Origin of the sequence: Mesorhizobium sp. C399B, from assembly GCF_030323185.1 — a bacterium.
In the GTDB taxonomy this organism is placed as follows: Bacteria; Pseudomonadota; Alphaproteobacteria; order Rhizobiales; family Rhizobiaceae; genus Mesorhizobium.
Genome location: NZ_CP100472.1, coordinates 5,720,766 through 5,740,002, shown reverse-complemented (window position 1 = coordinate 5,740,002; position 19,237 = coordinate 5,720,766). Strand labels below are relative to the sequence as shown.

The window sequence follows — 19,237 nt, the reverse complement described above, 5'->3', positions numbered from 1 at the left end:
CCCATCAACTCACTTTCCAGCTGCGGTCCGAGTTGCTTTTGCTCCCGACGGGATCCTGATTGAGACACTTTGCAACCTCGACAAACAGGCCAGCCAAAAGATTTCGGTCGGTCTTGACGTTGCTGAGGTCGGCAAACATCTTCTCGATCAGCATCTGAACGCCTTCATTCTTCTGCTTGATTTCCTCACGCAGCAAATGATCGTTTCGATTTATCCGGTCCGAAACGTCGCGCTCGAGCGCGCTCAACTGATCCGACAACGTGCGCACCTGCTTTTCAAGAGCCTGGTTTTGCTCGCGAAGATTCCGGTCGATCTCCTTGTCGGCATCGGCTCGTGAATCTTTTTCGCTCCGCAATTGCCCTGCAAGCGAATCGATCTGCTTCTTTGCATTCGACTCGTACATTTCGAGATTGCGCTTGGCCTCGGACTCGACATCCTTGAAGCGCTGCAACACCCGTTCTTCAAGCTTGGAAAAACGGCGGTCATAGTCCTGCATCTGGTTGCCGAACAGCAGGTCACGGATCTTGTCGACACCGACGGCGTCGCCGGCGGTTCCGTTTTCGCGGGCCTGAACTCCCATGAAGTTCAGCCCGTTTCCTTCTGTGTTACCTATCAGATTTACGTCCGCCTTCTTTTCTGAAGAAGCGGAATTCGAAGATTCCTTAGCCATCCATATACCCCCATTGAACACATGCCGTCAGGTAAGCATGTCAGCAATCGGGCCGCAAGCCGGATTCGTCTTGACTTATGCCTATTCATGGGGCAGCCGAGCGCGGTGGCTAACGGCTCGGCAATGGCAATCAGGGGGCGATGCCCTCTCAAAGGCGCGGAGCGTGCGGACGGTTCCGGGTATCCAAAAAGCGGCCTTCAGTCGAACGTCGCCAGCGGCTCGGCGTTGATCTCGACCCACTCACAGCGACGGCTTTCGTGGTAAAAAGACTGGAAGGGCGGCGGGAACGACGGGTCGGCGAAGGCGCCGACGGGAATGGCGATCACACCGGGCTGCGTGTCGATGCGATAGTGGACGGCGGCGCCGCACTCCGGGCAGAAATTGTAGATGACGCGGCCGCCCTCGTCGCCGGTGCGCGTGAACTGCTTCGCCCGCCCCTCGATCGATACATCAGCTTGCGCAAACCGGACATTGTAGCTGAAGGCGCTGCCGGTGCGGCGCTTGCAGTCGAGGCAATGGCAGACCGAGATGCGCACCGGCTCGCCCGAACAGACGGCTGAAAGCTGGCCGCAGAGACATTGCGCGCGGCGCGTGACCATTGTTTCTTCCTCCCCTTCACATCACTGCGTATCGGCGCTGGCCCTCAGTTCCGTCCGCTTCTGTTCCGAAACCATGGCCAGATCCAGCACCTTCTGCAGTTCGGCGGCATGGTGGAATGAAGGCTCGGCCTGCACGCCGCTGCGAACCGCATCGACGAAGCGCTGGTAATTGGTCGGCACCGTGCCGGCGTCGAGCACGTGCCATTTGGCGTTCTCGATATCCTCGCCGACACACGCCTTCAGTTCCGAACCCTCGAGATTGTGCACGACTTCGATGCCGCCCTTGTCGCCATAGATGCGCAGGCGCAATTCGTTGATGTGGCCGGTCGCCCAGCGGCTGGCGTGAACGACGCCAAAGGCGCCGTTGGAGAAATCCAGCGTCATGGCGAAGCTGTCATTGGCGTCGAGGTCGTATTCGCCGATACGGTTGCCTGGCGCCTTGTCGAAGGTGCGCAGCCGGCAAAACACGTGGTCGACGTCGAGTGCGGCGCCATAGCTGGCGAAATCGAGGATGTGGATGCCGACATCGCCGAGCACGCCGTTGGAGCCGTGGTCGCGCGACAGCCGCCACAGCCATTTCGGGTCGGTGCGCCAGTCGCCCCAGAATTTCGACACCAGCCAGCTCTGCAGATAGGAGGATTCGACGTGGCGGACGGTGCCGATCTCGCCGGCCAGCACCATCTGTCGCGCCTTCTGCAAGGCAGCGACATTGCGATAGGTGAGGTTGACCATGTTGACGATGCCGGCTGCCTCAGCCGCGTTGGCCATCTCGCTTGCCTTGCCGAAGTCTTCGGCCAGCGGCTTTTCGCACAGCACCGGCTTGCCGGCCGCGATCAACGCCATGGTGGTCGGGTGGTGAATGCGGTCCGGCGTGACGTTGGCGACCGCATCGAATTCGCCCCACGCCAGCGCGTCTTCCAGCGATGTGAATCGCTTCGGTATCTTGAACCCGTCGGCGAATTCGCCCACGCGCTTTTCATCGACGTCGACAGCACCGACGATCTCGACGCCGTCGATGCCGCCGAAACGGCGGGCATGCTCCTGCGCCATCCAGCCTGTACCCAGTATCAAAAGCCGCATTCTCTGCACTCCGAGCGAATTGGTTCGATTCAATCATATGGCGCAGATACGGTCTAGGAAACCCATGCGGAAAGCCGCTACGCCTTTTTTCCTGGACTTTGCTTTAGCGGTAGCCGGCCTCGCCCGAAACGTGCAGCTTGCCGCCGCGCTCGACGATCGGCTCCAGCGCCTTTTCGACCGGCACGTTCGGCGCCTCAAGGATCGCCGACTTGGTGCCCTGCGGATTGTGCGTCCACTTAACCGCATTGCGCAGCACCTTGTGCACATTGGCGTCGTGATAGGTCGGATAGGTCTCGTGGCCCGGGCGGAAGTAGAAGACATTGCCGGCGCCGCGGCGATAGGTCAGCCCAGAACGGAACACCTCGCCGCCCTGGAACCAGGAGATGAAGACGGTCTCCAGCGGTTCGGGCACGGCGAACTGCTCGCCATACATTTCTTCATTCTCGAGCTCGAAATATTCGCCGACGCCTTCGGCGATCGGATGGCTGGGACTGGTCGCCCAGAGCCGCTCGCGCTCACCCGCCTCGCGCCATTTCAGCGTGCAGGGCGTGCCCATCAGCCGCTTGAAGATTTTCGAGAAATGGCCGGAATGGAGAACGATCAGCCCCATGCCTTCAAAGACCCGGCGGGCGACGCGCTCGACGATCTCGTCGGCGACGGCGCCATGGTCCTTGTGGCCCCACCAGACCAGCACGTCGGTCTCGGCCAAGCGCGCCTCGGGCAGGCCATGCTCGGGCTGTTCGAGCGTGGCGGTCGAGGCGGAGATCGCCTCGTCGGCATTCAGCGCCTTGGCTATGGTCGTGTGCATGCCCTCGGGATAGAGGGCTGCGACCACCTCATTGGTCCGCTCATGGATGTTCTCGCCCCAAACGACAGCGCGTATTGTCATGATGTCCTCGTGGTGAAGCCGACCCGCAGGGGTCAGTCATAATCTGCCTGGGGGTCAAAAGGGAATAGGCAGTGGGGAATAGGCAATAGGGGCAGAAAAACAAGGAACAGGCGATGGACGCTCCTAGGCCCTACTCCCTACTCCCTACTCCCTACTCCCTACTCCCTACTCCCTACTCCCTACTCCCTACTCCCTACTCCCTACTCCCTACTGCCTACTGCCTTACGCTCCCCGGCCTTCCTGAGCGACCCGCGTCAGCGGCTTGGTCAGGCGCGGCACGACGACGAGGCGCTTGATCTTGCCCTTCTTGTAGGCAGCAAGGAAGCGGGCGTAGTCCTTGAAGACGACGCAGCCATTGGACTCCGCACGGCCGCCGCGCAGCATGTAGGTGTGGGCGAGCAGGCCGTCGCGACCGTACTTGTTGCCGCCGCTGACGGGAGTGAGACGGAGCGCCTCGACGCCATGGAAGCGGGATTCTCGAAGACGCAGATCATAGGTGTTGGGCGGCGTCGGGCCGACATTCTTCTTGTGCACGAAGCGCGGCTGGTCGACCATCGAACCCAGCCCCGAATGGGCCTCCAGCCGCGAGCCGTCCGGCATATAGACGGTCTTGGCCGAAATATCGTACACGGCGACGCCGCCGCCCATTCCGGGCGTGGCGAACAGATCCTTGAAGGCGCGACCGACACCGCCCGCCGGGACGTCCGGCTTGGCATAGGCCAGCATCTCGCCGGCCTCTGTCTTCGACCGTTTGCCAGGCTTGATCCGGCTTGATTGGATGCTCTGGCTTTCTGGCACGCCAGGCAGTGCGGCAACCTCCGAAGTACTGCGTGGCGAGCGCGGCGACGAATTGCCCGGCGACTGGGGTGCGGGGCTCTCGGCCGTCCTGTCGGTCTGTGGCTTGGCTGCCCTGGGTTTGCTGGCTTGCCGAGCCTCGGCAGGCTGAGCGGTTTCGGCGCGTGGACGCCAACCCGGCAACGCAATGTTGTCGGGCAGATCGTCCTGCGGCGGCAGCGAAGCGACCTGAACCTCGGCCTGCCCAGGATCCTGCGCACCGGCGATTGCTGCAACGGCCGCCGGCGGGGCCAGCATGTCAGCGTCTTCCGGCAAGCTGTTGGCCAGCGCCAGCGCCAGGCGCGACGAGCGTTCGATCTCAGCCACTTCCGGCCCAAAGCGTTCCGAGGCCGGGCCATGCTGATCGGGCAGCCGGACTTCGGCGAAACGGGCAGCGACCGGAAGGCTGGCAAGCATGAAGGGCGCATTCGAGGCCTTGGCGAAGGCGGCAGCCAGCTTTTGCGGCGACAGCCCTGCCTTGGCCACCACGCCGTCGAAGCGCATGCCGCGCGAAGTGGCGAGAGCGACGCTGGTGTTTGGCGCAATGTTTGAGGCGACACTGCTCGGGGCCACAGCGTGCGCGGCCGGCTTCAGCCGCGCCATCTTGCCGTCATGCGCGAAGTTCGCGGCGGCATGCGCGCAGCCGGCGTCGCATTGGCTGAGCAGCGAGGCCTGTGATTTTTGCGCCGAAAGCCGAGGCGCCCACGAATTGGCGAGGCTGCGGCGCGAATCGGCAAGTGCTGCGTTCGGCAGAAGCAGACTGTGCGGAAGGCTGTTGGAGGCTGCGGTGAGCGAGGTACCGAGCGAATAGAGGCCGGCCATGGTTGCCACCGACCACAGCGCCAAGGCCGCGCCGACAACCGGCACCACCACCCAGCGCTGGCCGGATCTCTTCGAAGTCAAACCCCGTTCAGGAGTATCGCCCCGGTCTTTCAAACGCAAAAACGCCATACAACCACTCTCAATCGGCATGCAGGCTTGCGACCCTCGCATCCGTGACATCCACAGTTCGCTGGTGCCCCCTGCACCTTTCGCGTCTGTTGCCGATTGAATCAAAAGATGGACAAAGTTGGTTAACCAATCCCTCCATCAGCCACCGATTATGCGGCGCCTGATACGAAAAAAAGAGCACTCCATGGTCTGCGCCACGGTAGAATGCTCTCCCTCACCCCCGCCTTGCTGCCCGTTTTTGCGATCCAAGTCAAGGAAACGCTGCGTCAGCTTGCTGCAAGCCTGTGCTGATTGCCCGCTGATCGGCCTTCTCAATCAGTTGACCTTCCGGTGGCTGGAAGGTCTATCCGCTCAGAGACGGAGACTTCCGGCGACGGAAATTTACCGATGAGAACCGGCATCACGACCGAAGAATCCGACTGCAGGTCGAACCCCTGCTGCGGCTGGCTGATCACAGATGGATGGGGCAAGGACATGGCGCCGTGAGATGGACTGTGAAAGCGGCGCTGCTGTGGCTGGTCTGTGCCCTTACGATGGCCGCCTCCGTCGGCGGCGGACCGATGGTCGCGGCCCGCCAGGCGTCGATGAAGGAGATGGCGGCGGCTGCGAAAACCATTGCCGGCATGTTCGACCGCAGGCAACCCTATGACGCCGCAGCCTTCAAGGCGGCAGCGGACACGCTGCGCGCTCGCACCGGCCCTGCCCTGATTGCCGAATTTCCGAGCGGCTCGCTTGGACCGCCTTCGCAGGCCAGGCTGGAGATCGATCAGTCACGGGCGGAATTCGAGGCGCTGGCAAATCATATCGGGGCGCTGGCGCGCGCGCTGGCCGCCAAGGCCCAAAGCGCGCCGGCCGTCATCACTGATGACATGCGCATGGGCACCGGCCCGGCAATGGGCGGCGGCAGCCTGCTCGGCAAGCGGCCGAGCACCGTGGAAGTCGATCCTACCAAAGTGCCGGCGGAGCATCTCCTGCACCTGATCCTGCAGGATTGCTCGAGCTGTCATTCGAAGTTCCGGCGGAAGCTACAGTGAAATAGACTTACCCGCCGGAGCGATACCCTTTGCTGGCCTGCGCCCCAGCCGCTTGCATACAAGTAAATTCGCTCGTGCTAATATATCGAAGTCATGCATATCCATGCATGACGAGCATCGGGAGGATGCAATGAAAACCATGAATCGCAGGTCTGCAATTGCCCTCGGTCTGACGACCGCCGCGGTAGCGCCTTTGTTCACCTTGGCGGCATCGGCAAAAATCAAGAAATACGGCCCGAAAGAGGGCAAGGAGATTGCGCCCGGTGTCAGGGTGGTGGAGGTCGGCACCGGCAATGCAGACATTCCCGCCTACAAGAGCATCGCAATTATCGACGTTGTGTTTCAGCCCGGAGCACATGCTCCTCAAACCGTGATGGACAACGACATGGTGTGCACCATTACCTCAGGTGCATTCACGATCAAGAAAGCGGACAAGGAATTCAAGCTCAAGACGGGTGATATGTACACCTGCTCCAAGGGCAAGACCGATGAAGCGACGAATACAAGCAAGGAGGTCGGCGTGCATCGCATCGCCGTATTGATACCCGCATAGCAGATGGAACTCCGGCCGGACCACGCCGTCGCGAGTCCGGCCGGCCAGACGAGGCGATCTCGTTCCGTCGTCAGCGCGGCCATCTCACGCCAGCCACTCCCTGATCGCCGGGCGGGCGGGAACGGCGCGCATGTGGTCTTCGCGCTATGGCTTTGTTTGGGCATGATCTTTTGGGGAAGCTGGCTTGGTTTCAAAATCAACGGCTAGGTCGAATGGCTGATCAATCAGCGCATCCACGTGGCCAATACGGAGATCGAAACCGCACGAGTTTTGCCGGCCACCAGGCGGTGTTCGAGGCGATCGAGCGCCGCGACCCGGAAGCGGCCGGCCAAGCGATGCGGGCGCATCTGGAAAACGCCCGGAGCAAGTTCAATTCAGGTTCGGGCAGATTGGACTGGCCGGCAGACGCGGCAGCGCTCTGGCGCAAAGCAAAAAGCCCGCCGTTCAAAGCCGGCGGGCTCCCTTCAATCATACAGCGCGATCCGGTCGCCGATAACCAGGACGACCGAATTTCGGCCTTCAGCGGCTGGTTGCGCTCAGGGGGCGGGCTTCGACGGGTTTGAAGCGACCAGCGATCCGAGTTTGCCGGCTTTGGCCAGACTCGGCTTTTCGTAAGTTTTCTTCACAGAATCCCTCCTCTAATGGCATCAATTTCCTCTGCCAGGCCTGTTTTGTCAAATCTGGCAGCAGTCCGTCACAGGTCCCGGCGGCAATTCGTGCCGTTACGCCGGCTCGCGCTTCAGCGCCTGCGCCATGCAGTGAATGCCGCCGCCGGTCTTGGAAATCTCGCTCATGTCGACGGCAGCAACCTCGAAGCCGCGCGCTTTGAGTTGGCCGATCAGCGACTGGCTCGACGTCGGCGCGATCACCCTGTCCTTGCCGAGCGACATGAAGTTGCAGCCGAGCGCCATCGTGTCCTGGAAGGGCACGTCGATGATCTCGTGGCCCTTGCCCTTCAGCCAGTCGACGATGCCGGGCTCGGTGCAGGCGAGGCACACCGCGGTGAGCTTCTCGGCGACCGGCACCACCATCAGGTCGATATGGACGTAATATTCGTCGATGAAGGCGAGGCGCGTTTCCCAGCCTTCCTTTTCGAACCAGTCCTGCACCTGGCGGGCGCCCTCTTCCTGCGTGCGGGCGCCGCCGCAGCCGATCAGCACCACGCCCTCCTCGATGACGTTGAAGTCGCCGCCTTCGAAGGTGCCAGCCGTGACCATGTCGTAGATGGGTATGCCGAGCTTTTCATAGGTGCGGATGGCGGCATAGTTCTCGCCGCGCCGCCACCAATTGGCCATGGCGGTGATGAAGGCGCCGTAGGGCGTCATGACGCTGGAGTCTCTGGAATAGACCTGCATCGGCAGTTCCGGCGTCGGCTCGTGCCAGTGGATGTTGACGCCGAAATGCTCATAGGCGGCGACGAGGTCCTTGTGCTGCGCCTGGGCGATCTGAACGTTGCAGGGCGCTTCGCGCAAATGCTTGCGCGAGAGCGAGCTGGTCGAGAGGTGGCGCAGGAAGTTTGGCGAGCCGAGCAACACGTCTGTCAGCACGTCGGTCTCGTTGGCAAAGCCCCATGATGTCAGCGGCTTGGTGCCGCCGGCGGGATTGCGGCGCTGCAGCGAGAACGGTTCGGCGATGATGCGATCATGGACGGTCATAAGGTTCTCCTCGATTTGACTATGCAGCTTGATTGGATTGGCTGCTCGGAATCCACCAATCGCGTCCGCGCGCGGTGGTGACATATTCCGGCCAGCGGAAATTGATCGGCGGGTCATAGTCGCAAAGCGGCGCGATCCAGTTGGAGCCACCAATGCCGCCGCCGGTGCGGGTGACGAATTCGTCCATGGCTGCATCACGCGCGGACTTGTCCTCGAGCAGGCGGAGGGCTGCAAGCGCAACCGTCTTGGCGGCGCAAATGACCATCGGGTCAATGGTGGCCGAGATACCGCCCAGCGCGTTCATCGCCCAGGATGGATAGGCATGGCCATTCGCCGAGCGCAGCGCCGGGCGAGCGACATAGAAGCGTGCGGTCGGCGTGTGCCACGACATGTCGGTGTAGTCGTCGGAGGTCGAGTTGATCTGCGACGGAGGCAAATCGCGGCGCAGGATTGCCTCGGCCTCTTGCGGCGCAACCAGCCGCTCCATCTCGTCGATGAAAGGGTTGTCGGTCGCGGTGCCGCCGGCATTGACCTGGACCTCGCGACCGATCGCTTTCGCCGCCTCGTCCCAGCTCGGAGCGCCAACGGTGGACAGCGCCTCATAGGCAATCCCCGCCATGGCGTGATTGGCGAGGCCCGGCCTCGACTTCGACACCCAATGGCGCTCATAGCGACAACCGCTGATCGCCGCGGCCGCGGCCGCATTACGGTCGAGCACCGCGGTGACCTGCTCTGCCATGGCAATGGTCGGCACGCGGATCATGTACTGGATCTCGGCCAGCCCCGCCGGCAGATTGTCGGCGGTCGCCTGCCCGGCGGTGAGGATCGCCTCGCTGATCGACCAGCCGCCCTGGTGAGGCAGCATGGAATCGCGCAGCGCCTTGGAGGTCATGTACATCGTCATCAGTGCGTCGTTGGCGCCGGGCGCCCGCACCGCCGAATGCGCCTGCGGGATCGGCGCGCCATCGCTTGCGCGAACCCAGTTTTCGGGTTCGTCGCAGACAAAACGGTAGATCATCGCATAGGCGGCGCCGCAATGCGTGTCCCAGCGCGCCGTGTTGCAGAGCGGCAGCATATAGAAGGGGTGGAAGGAGATCATGCCGGCAAGGCCGTCATAGTAGCCCTTGGCCGCATGGATCGGCTTCGAGCCCCTGACCTTCTCGGCCGGCTCGCCGGTGAAGCGCAACGTCCCCTCGATGCCGTGGCGTTGCATTGCAGCCTTGGTGGCGAGAAGTCCGCCGAGGCCGGCAATGCCAAGCCCGGAATGCGGATCGGTGTGGCCGCCGGCCTCGCTGCCGAGGCCCGGCCGCGATCGCTTCACCGTTGCCGCGTCCTGGCAGTTGCCAGGCACGGCGTCGTATTCGCCGTACATGCCGATGGTCGGCCCCGGGCCATTCGTCCAGTGGGCGCAAAAGGCGGTCGGCATGCCGGCCGACCCTTCCTCGAAGGAAAAGCCCTCATGCTTCAGCCGCGCGACATACCAGGCCGCCGACTGGTATTCGCGCCAGGCTGTTTCGCCGAAATCGAAAATGGTGCGCGTCCACGCCGACAGCGACGGCTGGATGCTATCGAGACAGGCAAGCGCGGTGGCTTGCGCCGAGGTCGTCACCGGTTTCTCCATGCGGCCCAAGAAAGCAGTGAAGCGGCATTGCAAAAAGTGATATGTTTTTCCGGTTCATGCAAATTCGGTTCACCTGAGGCCTCTTGCGAATACCTTCCACACAGGCGCTGCGCGCCCTCGACAGTTTTGCCCGTCACGGCAGTGTCTGGCGCGCAGCCGATGAACTGCATTTGACCCGCAGCGCCGTCAGCCATCAGTTGCGGCTGCTCGAACGCGACCTCGGCTTCGACCTGCTGGAGCGCATCGGCAAGGGCGTGGCGCTGACACCGCGCGGCCAGCGCTATGCCGCCGATGTGAGAAAGGCGCTGACGGTGCTCGGCGATGCGGTGACGCGCCAGGCCGGCACGGGCGTCGGCGGTTCGTTCGCCGTTTCCTGCACGCCGGGCTTCGCCTCTCTGTTCCTGTGCACGCACATCGGCGAGTTCCGGCAGATGTATCCGGACGTGGCGCTGTCGATCCTGACGCCCAGACGGCTGGACGATGTCAGCAATCCGGACGCCGATGCCTTCATTGCCTTCGGCGTCGGCAACTGGCCGAACCGCTCGGTGGAGTTGCTGTGCGAAATCTCGTTCACGCCACTTTGCAGCCCGACACTGCTCAACAAGGTCGGCGGCTTTTCAAAACCGGCCGACGTGCTGCGCGCCAATCTCCTGCATCTCGGCGACACCGAGGACTGGGCGCGCTGGCTGGCGCTGTCCAAGGTGGAAAACCCCGACACCGAAGGCGGCATCTTCTTCTCGGACATGAACCTCGTTTTTTCCGCGGCGATCGCCGGCCAGGGCATCGCCATGGGCGACGAGCTGACCAGCCGCCGGGCGCTGAGCGAAGGCCGTCTGGTGCGCCCCTTCGACATCGCGATCCCCTCGCCGCGCTCGTATTTCCTGGTGTCGGAACATGCCAAGGCCAGCCACCCGGTGCTGGAAGCATTCAATGGGTGGTTGAGTTCGAAGCTGTCGGAGAACCGGATCAGCCCGTACTAGCCTCCCATCCGTGAATCAAATTTGCCGATCAGGCGAAAACTATTCGGTTGCGGTGAGCCGGCGCACTGCCCTACGCTCAAGCCACGATCAAGGAAGAGGCAGGATGCAGCAACCCGGCCGGGCCGCAGAGATCAAGGCAATCGGGATCGGCAAGAGCTTCGGCTCGTTCCAGGCGCTGGACGACCTGACGCTCAATATCGGCCGCGGCGAGTTTTTGACGCTGCTCGGTCCCTCCGGCTCGGGCAAGACCACATTCCTGATGATCCTCGCCGGCTTCGTGCAACCGACCGCCGGCAAGCTTTTCAGCGACGGCATCGACATCACCGAGCGGCCGGCCGAACAGCGTGCCGCCGGCATGGTCTTCCAGGGCTATGCGCTGTTCCCGCACATGTCGGTCGAGGCCAACATCGCCTTCCCGCTCAAGGTACGCAAGAAATCGGCTGGCGAGATCAAGCGCCGCGTTGCCGAGATGATCGAGCGCGTCGGCCTCAAGGGCCATGAGACGAAACTGCCGGCGCAGCTTTCCGGCGGCCAGCAGCAGCGCGTGGCGTTGGCCCGCGCTTTGGTGTTCGAACCCGGCGTGCTGCTCCTCGACGAGCCGTTCTCAGCGCTCGACAAGAGCCTGCGCGGCCAGATGCAGGCCGAGATGAAGCGGCTGCATCAGGAGACCGGCACCACCTTCGTCTTCGTTACCCACGACCAGAGCGAGGCGCTGGCGCTGTCGTCGCGCGTCGCCATCTTCAACCATGGCAAATTGCTGCAGGTCGGTGCACCGGACGAGGTGTATGACCGGCCGGCCAATCGTTTCGTCGCTGAGTTCCTGGGCGAGATCAACATGCTGCCGCTCAAGGGCGTGAAGCGCGCCGACAATGGCGCGACCGCGCTCTGCGAAGACCGCGCGATCACGCTGCGCGGCAATGCCGAGGCGGTGAACGGCAACGCCATATTGGCGATCCGGCCCGAACATATGTCGATCGCGCGCGAAGCCGCCACCGGCGAGAATGGCATCGCCGCCACCGCCATCGGCTCGACCTATCTGGGTGCGGCGACCAAGCTCGACCTGACGACGCGCCAGGGCGCCAAGGTGACGGTGTCGGTGCCGAACGAGGTCGCGGCCGCGGCGCTGAGCAAAGGCAATTCCGTCTGGCTGACCTGGCCGGCGGAAAAAGGTTTCCTCCTTCCGGACGGAGGATGACGACCAAAGCGGGCTTCCAGCAATGAATCTGGGATTCGCGCCAACTACCGGAATTATCAACAACAAAAAGGGGAACTGACATGACAAACGAAACCAAAAAACAAGCCATGGACGGCTTGTCCGCTAGGGCAGCGCGCGGCGAGATTTCGCGCCGGCAATTCACGCAGCTCGCCGCACTTGTGCTGGCCGGCACGCCGATGCTCTTGCGCTCGACCGGAGCCTTCGCCGCGGCCAAGGAGCTGGTGCTGGTGAACTGGGGCGGCGATGCCCTCACCGCTTATGACGCCGCCTATGGCCAGGCCTTCACTAAGGAGACCGGCATCGCCGTCAAGATGGACGGTTCGGGCCCGACCGAAGGCGCGATTGCCGCACAGTTCAAGAGCGGCGCGCCGACCTGGGATCTCGTCGATGTCGACCCGTTCTCGGCCATCACGCTCGGCGCCCAGGGTGCGCTCGAGCCGATCGACTACGCCGTCGTCGACAAGAAGAAGATGCGAGAAGGCTTCGGCTGGGAATACGCGGCCTCGACCTATTTCTTCTCCTACGTCATCGCCTATGACTCGGAGAAATACGGCAAGGACGCGCCGACCGGCATGGCCGACTTCTTCGACGTGAAGAAGTTTCCGGGCAAGCGCTCGCTCTACAAATGGGGCGTGTCGAGCTGGGAAGCAGCGCTGCTTGCAGACGGCATCGCGCCGGCCTCGCTCTACCCGCTCGACCTGAAGCGAGCGCATGACAAGATCGCCGCTTTCAAGGAAAACGTCGTGGCTTACTGGGGCGGCGGCGCCGAGAGCCAGAGCGTGCTGCTCAACGGCGAAGCCTCGATGGCGATCGTGTGGTCGACCCGCGCCTCGCTGATCGAGCAGGACTCGGGCGGCAAGATCAAGTTCATCTGGGATCAGGGCCTGATTTCGCCCGGCGCGCTGGCCGTGCTCAAGGGCAACCCCGGCGGCAAGGACGCAGCGATGAAGTTCATCGCCAGCGCCCAGGATCCGCAAAAGCAACTGGTGATGTTCGACAAGCTCGGACAGGGTCCGGCCAATCCGGCCGCCGATGCGCTGATCCCCGCCGACAAGAAGCGCATCAACCCGGTCGATCCCGAAAACATGAAGAAGCAGATCGCGCTCGACATGGACTGGTACGCCAAGAATTACGGGGCAGCACTCGACGAATACACCAAGATCATCTCGGCCTGACCAGGCCGGGCACGAGCTTCGATGAGAGGCACCCTCTCCGACAGGATGGGCGCGGCGGTGCTGATGGCGCCGCTGCTTCTGTTCCTTGTGCTGGCCTACGCCTGGCCGTTCCTCGGCGTCGTCAAGTGGAGCGTCACCTTGCCGACACCGGGGCTCGGCCAGTATGGCGCGCTCGCCACCGATGCCCTGGTGCAGTCTGTGTTCATCCGCACGCTGCGCATCGCGCTGATCGTCACCGTGGTTTCCGTGGCGGCGGCATACGCCATCACCATGGTGTGGGTGCGCGGCAGCCCGGCACAGCGCATAATCGCTGAATTCTGCATTCTCGTCCCCTTCTGGATCTCGGTGCTGACCCGCGCCTTCGGCTGGGTGGCGCTTTTGTCCAACCGCGGCCTGATCAACACCTGGCTACAATCGATCGGCTTCATCTCCGAGCCGCTGGCGCTGGTGCGCAACGAGTTCGGCGTCATCGTCGGCATGACGCATTTCCTCATTCCCTTCGCGGTGTTCCCGCTGGCCTCCGCCATGCGCAGCCTCGACGAGCGCGTGCTGCTCGCGGCGCGCGGGCTCGGCTCCAGCCGTATGCGCACCTTCTGGACCGTGTTCGTGCCGATGACGCGCTCCGGCATCATCGGTTCGGCGATGATCGTGTTCGTCTTCTCGCTCGGCTTCTTCGTCACGCCGGCGATCCTCGGCGGCGGCCGCAGCGTGATGATCGCCGAGCTGATCTATCTGCGCATCTTCCAGAGTCCCGATTGGGGACTGGGCGCGGCGATCAGCGTCGTGCTGGTGCTGTTCGTCGGCGCGCTCATGGCGCTGCTGTTCCGCTATGTCAGACCGAAGCAACTGATCTGATGCCGACCTATCGCCCCGGTCCCGTCTCGCTGATCCTCGCCGTGCTGGTGGCACTGTTCCTGCTGCTGCCGCTGCTGGCGGTCATCCCGGTGTCGCTGACGCCAAGCCGCATGCTGGCTATGCCGACGGGCGAACTGTCGCTGCGCCACTACCGCGCGCTGATCGAGGATCCGCGCTGGCTCGACGCCATCCTGCTGTCGGTCCGCATCGGCATCGTCAGCAGCGTCATCTCGACCGTGCTGGCGCTGTGCTTCAGCCTTGGCGTCTGGATGTTCCAGCCGCGCTTCACGGCCACCCTTGTCGGCTTCGTGCTGTTGCCGATGGTGGTGCCGCCGGTGGTCTCGGCGATCACGCTCTACTTCCTGCTGACGTCGATCTCGGGCATGAGCTCGTTCTTCGGCTACGACACCTGGCTCGGCGTCGCCATGGCGCATTCGGTGATGACGGTGCCTTTCGCCACGGTGCTGATCCTGGTCTCGCTCAGCCAGCTCGACCGCCGCATCGACCTTGCCGCGCGCGGCCTTGGCGCCGGCGTGTGGGAACGCGCCACGCGCATCATCATGCCCAACATCAAGTTCGGCATCGTCACCGCCGCGCTGCTGTCCTTCGTGCTGTCCTGGGAAGAGATCGGCGTCACCCTGTTCATCACCTCGGTCAACGCCATCACGCTGCCGCGGCTGATGTGGATGGGCCTGCGCGACAACATCGACCCGGCGATCGCCGCGCTCTCGGTGATCCTGATCATCATCACTGTGCTGGTGCTGGCGGTGAGGACTGTGGTGGTGAAGATGCGCGGCGGGCACTGAGCCAAGGTGGCCAACAACAATCGGCGATAGCCAAGCCGCTGTGTGAAGGGCGTTACGGACGGTGAGCGCCGGGTACATTACGCGGCGTCATGGGAAACCTGCCGCTGGTGACATTTGCCTTCGTGTCGGTGCTCGGAATGGCGGTTCCGGGACCGGACGTCGTGCTCGCCATCACCAACGGCTCCCGCTACGGTTTTCGACGCGCGTTTCTCGGCATGGCCGGCGTCGTACTGTCTGATTTCGTTCTTATCAGCATCGTCGCGCTGGGCTTCGGCGCTCTTCTGCTGGCTTCGGAATTCTATCTCTCGGCTCTCAGGATGTTCGGCGCGGGCTATCTGCTTTTCGTCGCCATCGGTACCCTGCGCGCCGCATCCCGACCTTCGTTCAACCCTAACCTTCCCGAAACACGCCATTCAGCCAAGGCACTCATTGGGCGCTGCTTCCTGGTGGCGGTCACAAATCCGGCGGCCTGGCTGCTTTTCCCCGCGATCCTGCCGCATTTTGTCCGCGTGGATGAGCCGATCGCGATCCAGTATGGCATCCTGGCCATTATCGCCGCGCTTGCCGATGTGTTTGTGCTGACGTTTTACGCAGCCCTTGGCGCGCGGGCCGCAAGGCTTCTGGCTGGGCCAAACGCCGTGTGGATCGACCGGTTGTACGGTATCGCCCTGCTTGGTCTTTCGAGCACTTTGATCCTGCAATCCCTCGGGCATCTGAGATAGTCGACACAGGACTACACAGGGCCGGATTTAGCAATCGGCCCGTAGTCAGCTTGCGAAGAATCTCGACAGCCTTGCAGCCGTGTCTTCGGGGTGCTCTTCCGGGAAGAAATGCCCACCCTTGACCGAGCCGCCTCCGACGTTATCAGCCCATTGCCGCCAGATCGCCAACGGGCCGCCCTCCTCCGCATACCAGTTCTCCAACCCGCCCTCGCCGCTCCAGAGCGCAAGCAGCGGGCATCTGATGCGACAGCCATCAGCCTGGTCCTGCGCGTCGTGCTCGCGGTCGATGCCTGCGGCGGCGCGATATTCCTCGCAGATGGCGTGGGCATGGGCGGGATCACGCAGCGCCTCGATATAGGCGGCCCTGACCTCAGCGGGAAAAGCATCTGGAGCCGAGCCCCAGCCAGCGATCGCATTGTCGACAACTGCGTCGGGTGCTGCGGACAACAGGCGCTCAGGCAGCGGTTCCGGCTGGGCGAGCAGGCTCCACGGCCAGAAGGCCAGCGCCAACCTGGCATCGGCCCGATCCCAGGCGGAGGCCGTGGGGACGATGTCGAGAACGGCGACTTTCGACACGGTTTCGGGATGGTCGAGCGCCAGCCGGTAGGCGACGCGACCGCCACGGTCGTGGCCGGCAACCATGAAACGGTCGAAACCGAGAACGTCCATAACCTGCACCATGTCGCGCGCCATCGCTCGTTTGGAATAGGCGGCATGATTGGCTCCGGAAGCCGGACAGCCGCTTTGTCCGTAGCCTCTCAGATCGGCGGCAACCACGCTGAAGTGCGGCGCCAATGCCACGGCGATGTCCCGCCACATAACATGCGTTTCGGGAAAGCCATGCAGGAGCAGCAGCGGCGGCCCTGAGCCACCGGCCCTGACGAAGATCGATGTCTCCTCCATTTGAACGGTCCTGGCGTCAAAGCCCGCAAACATCAGCTGCCGCCAACCATTCCGTGGCTGGAACGGATTCGCAGCACCTGGACACCCTTCGGCAATTCGATCAGGAACTCCTTGTCGCGGTCGAGATGGTGGATGCTTTGCGGATCGCCGCCGGTAAAGGCGGCCATCGCCTCGACGCTCTCCCAATAGGAGATGGTGATGAATTCCGAATGCGTCGGCGTGTCCTCGCGAAAAGTCTGCACGCCCAGCGCTTTCTCGATCAGCGGCTTGATACCGACCTCGTAGTTGTAGCGCTCATAGGCGTCGGCCTTGTCGGGCAAGGTCCTGCCGCGCCAGATGCGCGCAATGGTCGGGGTTGTCGGTGCCATCAGCAACAAACGCCTGAACGCGAGCCGCGTTCCGAACATCTCGACTGGTGGCAGCCGGATCGCGGTCCGAACCTGCGAGCAGAGGCCGGCCAAGTTGACTAGCTGTCGCGGTCAATGCACAAGGAGCCATGGTCTGAGGGCGGGACGGTGACGCATCGGTCTGCAAAACCGACGTAGTGGGTTCAATTCCCACTCAGGCCTCCACACTATCTCTTTGAAGTTGTTGGCGATCCCGACAGGATTCGAACCTGTGACCATCGGCTTAGAAGGCCGGTGCTCTATCCAGCTGAGCTACGGGACCGCTGGCCGGCATTTGATATCTTGGCCGGCTGGTGTCTATGTGCCAGGCGCTGACCGCCGGTCAATGCGTCCAGGGTATCCTGCGGTCATAGCGGAAATTTTCCGCATAGGAAATCTGCCGGCGCTTGGTCTCTTTCGGCTCCTCGACACGGAAGGCCAGCCCCTGCTTTTCGGCATAGGCCACCGCTTCTTCCCTGGTGTCGAAGGTCAGCCTGATCTGGCTCAGCATGTCGCCCGATGTGGTGTAGCCCATCAGCGGGTCGATCTTCTTGCGTTGGGCGGGATCGAATTCCAGCACCCAATGGCCGGTCTTGGCCTTGCCGGACTGCATCGCGGTTTTGGCTGGGCTGAAAATTCGCGCGGACATGGGCACCTCGTAGCTGCGTTGGCGGTAGCGCCGCCTTATTTCAGTCAATACTGTGCAACACTGCCGACGGCAAGGCCGAAGCGGCCTGCAACCAGGCCGCTTCGGCAGCGGCATCGGCCCGATACACTGGCGTAGCATCAAAAGTCATGGTCATGATGGCGACACAAAGAGGCATGGACGCAGGGATTTTGCACGCCGAGGCCGACAGCCAAGCGATTTTCGACGGCGCGATCGTGATCGGCGCCGGGGCAGCCGGCTTGACCGCAGCCCATGCGCTGCTCAAGACCGGCGTGCCTGTGATGGTGTTGGAAAAGGAAGCCCGGCTGGCCGAGCCATGGCACGGGCGGCACGAGCGACTGCATCTCAACACGCATCGCGACCTTTCGGCGCTGCCGGGCGTTTCCTTTCCTGCCGGCACCCCTGCCTTTCCGCACCGAAACACCATCATCGGCCATTTGAACGAATTCCACGCCATGCACCGGCTGCCGGTCGAGTTCGGCATCGCGGTCGAGGAGATTGGCTTCGAGGGCGACCACTGGCTTGTGCGGACCAGTGCCGGGCCGCGGCTGGCGCGCCATGTCGTCATCGCCACCGGGCGCGACCGGCAGCCCTTCATCCCGGCCTGGAAAGGCATGAAGGCCTTTGCCGGACGCATCATCCATTCGGCCGCATTCGGTAACGCCAAGGCCTATGCGGGCAAGAAAGTGCTGGTCGTCGGCGCCGGCAATTCCGGCTTCGACGTGCTCAATCACCTGGTGGCAGCCGACGCGGGACAGATCTGGCTGTCGGCGCGCAACGGTCCGGCACTGCTGCCCAAGCGCCTCGGCCAGATCGCCGTCCACCGATTTTCGCCGATCCTGGCGCGGCTGCCGTTCAAGCTCGCCGATGCGGTGATGGCGGCGACGCAGCGATGGGCCTTCGGCGACCTCACGGCCTACGGCCTGCCGCCGACGCCTTCGGGCGGCGCAAGCCGGCTGGCGTCGGATTATACCGCCATCGCCACCGATGACGGCGCCGTCGATGCCATCAAGGACCGCAGGATCATCGTGCTGCCAACCGTGCGGGAATTTACCGGCGACACGGTCGTTTTCGACGATGGCGCGACGATCCAGCCCGATATCGTCATCGCCGCGACCGGCTACCGCACCGGGCTCGAGGCCATGCTGGGCAAGCTCGGCGTGCTCGACCAAAAGGGCGTGCCGCTGTTCAACGGCGCCGACAGCGACCCGAAACTGCCGGGCCTGTGGTTCACCGGCATGCGGCCAAGCATCCGTGGCTGCTTCGCCAATGCTCGCATCCAGGCCAAGGCGATCGCAGCCAGGATTGCGCGGGAGCGCATACCGCCAAGCCCCGTTTGATGTTTTAGGGGTTGCGCGACAGGGTCCGGAACCGTATACGCCGCAGGGCCTCGGAGTGTAGCGCAGCCTGGTAGCGCATCTGGTTTGGGACCAGAGGGTCGGGAGTTCGAATCTCTCCACTCCGACCATTTTTTCCCACAAAGCCAGTCCTTGCCCAAGGTATCACTCCCAAGGTCGCCAATGGCTGCCTCGCCGGTAGCGCATGGCGGCACGCATTGCCCAAGCAGCAGCCGCTCGCCGATCGGACCCTACATTGGAACACCAGTTCGCTCCGAGAGTTGTGTATGTTCAACCCAAGGAG

Annotated in this window: 20 protein-coding genes and 3 tRNA genes; 12 read left to right on the top strand and 11 right to left on the bottom strand. The window is 63.2% G+C overall.

Annotation, left to right across the window (positions count from 1 at the left end; all coding sequences use genetic code 11):
- Positions 1-4: 4 nt before the first annotated feature.
- From NLY36_RS27305 to NLY36_RS27285, 5 genes are all read right to left on the bottom strand, one after another.
- A complete protein-coding gene (locus NLY36_RS27305; protein ID WP_023670314.1) occupies positions 5-670 on the bottom strand; it encodes a hypothetical protein in 666 nt (221 codons plus the stop codon).
- Positions 671-867: 197 nt separating this feature from the next.
- Positions 868-1,269, bottom strand: coding sequence for a GFA family protein (locus NLY36_RS27300; RefSeq protein ID WP_023670313.1), 402 nt, complete (start codon positions 1,267-1,269; stop codon positions 868-870).
- A 21-nt stretch (positions 1,270-1,290) separates the two neighbouring features.
- Positions 1,291-2,349, bottom strand: a complete 1,059-nt coding sequence (locus NLY36_RS27295) for a Gfo/Idh/MocA family protein (RefSeq protein WP_023695537.1) — start codon at positions 2,347-2,349, stop codon at positions 1,291-1,293.
- A 103-nt stretch (positions 2,350-2,452) separates the two neighbouring features.
- Complete coding sequence (locus tag NLY36_RS27290; RefSeq protein ID WP_023695538.1) at positions 2,453-3,238, bottom strand: ThuA domain-containing protein; 786 nt, start codon at positions 3,236-3,238, stop codon at positions 2,453-2,455.
- A 222-nt stretch (positions 3,239-3,460) separates the two neighbouring features.
- Positions 3,461-5,023: a DUF2778 domain-containing protein gene (locus tag NLY36_RS27285; RefSeq protein ID WP_084026173.1), complete on the bottom strand. Its 1,563-nt coding sequence runs from the start codon at positions 5,021-5,023 to the stop codon at positions 3,461-3,463.
- Between the two features lie 482 nt (positions 5,024-5,505).
- On the opposite strand from NLY36_RS27285, the gene NLY36_RS27280 reads away from it, so the two are divergent.
- The 3 genes from NLY36_RS27280 to NLY36_RS27270 all read left to right on the top strand — a co-directional run bounded on the left by NLY36_RS27280 (position 5,506) and on the right by NLY36_RS27270 (position 7,173).
- Positions 5,506-6,057: a cytochrome c gene (locus NLY36_RS27280; protein ID WP_031201257.1), complete on the top strand. Its 552-nt coding sequence runs from the start codon at positions 5,506-5,508 to the stop codon at positions 6,055-6,057.
- Between the two features lie 130 nt (positions 6,058-6,187).
- Positions 6,188-6,610, top strand: coding sequence for a hypothetical protein (locus NLY36_RS27275; RefSeq protein ID WP_023684778.1), 423 nt, complete (start codon positions 6,188-6,190; stop codon positions 6,608-6,610).
- 146 nt (positions 6,611-6,756) lie between these two features.
- On the top strand, positions 6,757-7,173 hold the full coding sequence (locus NLY36_RS27270; RefSeq protein WP_081731252.1) for an FCD domain-containing protein: 417 nt from the start codon (positions 6,757-6,759) through the stop codon (positions 7,171-7,173).
- 159 nt (positions 7,174-7,332) lie between these two features.
- Here NLY36_RS27270 and NLY36_RS27265 read toward each other — a convergent pair whose 3' ends face one another.
- Complete coding sequence (locus tag NLY36_RS27265; RefSeq protein WP_023695542.1) at positions 7,333-8,265, bottom strand: dimethylarginine dimethylaminohydrolase family protein; 933 nt, start codon at positions 8,263-8,265, stop codon at positions 7,333-7,335.
- 19 nt (positions 8,266-8,284) lie between these two features.
- Positions 8,285-9,886 (bottom strand): zinc-binding metallopeptidase family protein, encoded by a 1,602-nt coding sequence (locus NLY36_RS27260; RefSeq protein WP_031249104.1) that lies wholly within the window; start codon positions 9,884-9,886, stop codon positions 8,285-8,287.
- An 83-nt stretch (positions 9,887-9,969) separates the two neighbouring features.
- Between NLY36_RS27260 and NLY36_RS27255 the strand changes: the two genes are divergently transcribed.
- The 6 genes from NLY36_RS27255 to NLY36_RS27230 all read left to right on the top strand — a co-directional run bounded on the left by NLY36_RS27255 (position 9,970) and on the right by NLY36_RS27230 (position 15,640).
- Positions 9,970-10,866, top strand: coding sequence for a LysR substrate-binding domain-containing protein (locus tag NLY36_RS27255; RefSeq protein WP_023670304.1), 897 nt, complete (start codon positions 9,970-9,972; stop codon positions 10,864-10,866).
- Positions 10,867-10,969: 103 nt separating this feature from the next.
- Entirely contained in the window at positions 10,970-12,061 is a 1,092-nt protein-coding gene (locus NLY36_RS27250; protein WP_023670303.1) for an ABC transporter ATP-binding protein, read from the top strand.
- Positions 12,062-12,141: 80 nt separating this feature from the next.
- Positions 12,142-13,257: an ABC transporter substrate-binding protein gene (locus NLY36_RS27245; protein ID WP_023670302.1), complete on the top strand. Its 1,116-nt coding sequence runs from the start codon at positions 12,142-12,144 to the stop codon at positions 13,255-13,257.
- A gap of 21 nt (positions 13,258-13,278) precedes the next feature.
- Positions 13,279-14,112 carry an ABC transporter permease gene (locus NLY36_RS27240; protein ID WP_023670301.1) on the top strand — a complete coding sequence of 278 codons (834 nt, stop codon included), beginning with the start codon at positions 13,279-13,281 and terminating at the stop codon, positions 14,110-14,112.
- Entirely contained in the window at positions 14,112-14,918 is an 807-nt protein-coding gene (locus tag NLY36_RS27235) for an ABC transporter permease (protein ID WP_023695543.1), read from the top strand. Before NLY36_RS27240 ends, NLY36_RS27235 begins: the two co-directional genes overlap by 1 nt.
- Positions 14,919-15,079: 161 nt before the next feature.
- Complete coding sequence (locus NLY36_RS27230; protein WP_245260208.1) at positions 15,080-15,640, top strand: LysE family translocator; 561 nt, start codon at positions 15,080-15,082, stop codon at positions 15,638-15,640.
- Positions 15,641-15,685: 45 nt separating this feature from the next.
- On the opposite strand, the gene NLY36_RS27225 is transcribed toward NLY36_RS27230, so the two are convergent.
- Both NLY36_RS27225 and NLY36_RS27220 read right to left on the bottom strand, forming a co-directional pair.
- Complete coding sequence (locus NLY36_RS27225) at positions 15,686-16,576, bottom strand: alpha/beta fold hydrolase (protein WP_023684769.1); 891 nt, start codon at positions 16,574-16,576, stop codon at positions 15,686-15,688.
- Positions 16,576-16,911, bottom strand: coding sequence for an antibiotic biosynthesis monooxygenase family protein (locus NLY36_RS27220; protein WP_031198108.1), 336 nt, complete (start codon positions 16,909-16,911; stop codon positions 16,576-16,578). Before NLY36_RS27220 ends, NLY36_RS27225 begins: the two co-directional genes overlap by 1 nt.
- A gap of 130 nt (positions 16,912-17,041) precedes the next feature.
- Between NLY36_RS27220 and NLY36_RS27215 the strand changes: the two genes are divergently transcribed.
- A tRNA-Cys gene (locus tag NLY36_RS27215) sits at positions 17,042-17,115 on the top strand.
- A 20-nt stretch (positions 17,116-17,135) separates the two neighbouring features.
- On the opposite strand, the gene NLY36_RS27210 is transcribed toward NLY36_RS27215, so the two are convergent.
- A tRNA-Arg gene (locus tag NLY36_RS27210) sits at positions 17,136-17,212 on the bottom strand.
- A 60-nt stretch (positions 17,213-17,272) separates the two neighbouring features.
- Positions 17,273-17,578: an ETC complex I subunit gene (locus NLY36_RS27205; RefSeq protein WP_023670294.1), complete on the bottom strand. Its 306-nt coding sequence runs from the start codon at positions 17,576-17,578 to the stop codon at positions 17,273-17,275.
- A gap of 173 nt (positions 17,579-17,751) precedes the next feature.
- Between NLY36_RS27205 and NLY36_RS27200 the strand changes: the two genes are divergently transcribed.
- Entirely contained in the window at positions 17,752-18,936 is a 1,185-nt protein-coding gene (locus tag NLY36_RS27200) for a flavin-containing monooxygenase (protein ID WP_023695547.1), read from the top strand.
- Positions 18,937-18,987: 51 nt separating this feature from the next.
- Positions 18,988-19,064 (top strand) — tRNA-Pro (locus tag NLY36_RS27195).
- Positions 19,065-19,237: the final 173 nt, after the last annotated feature.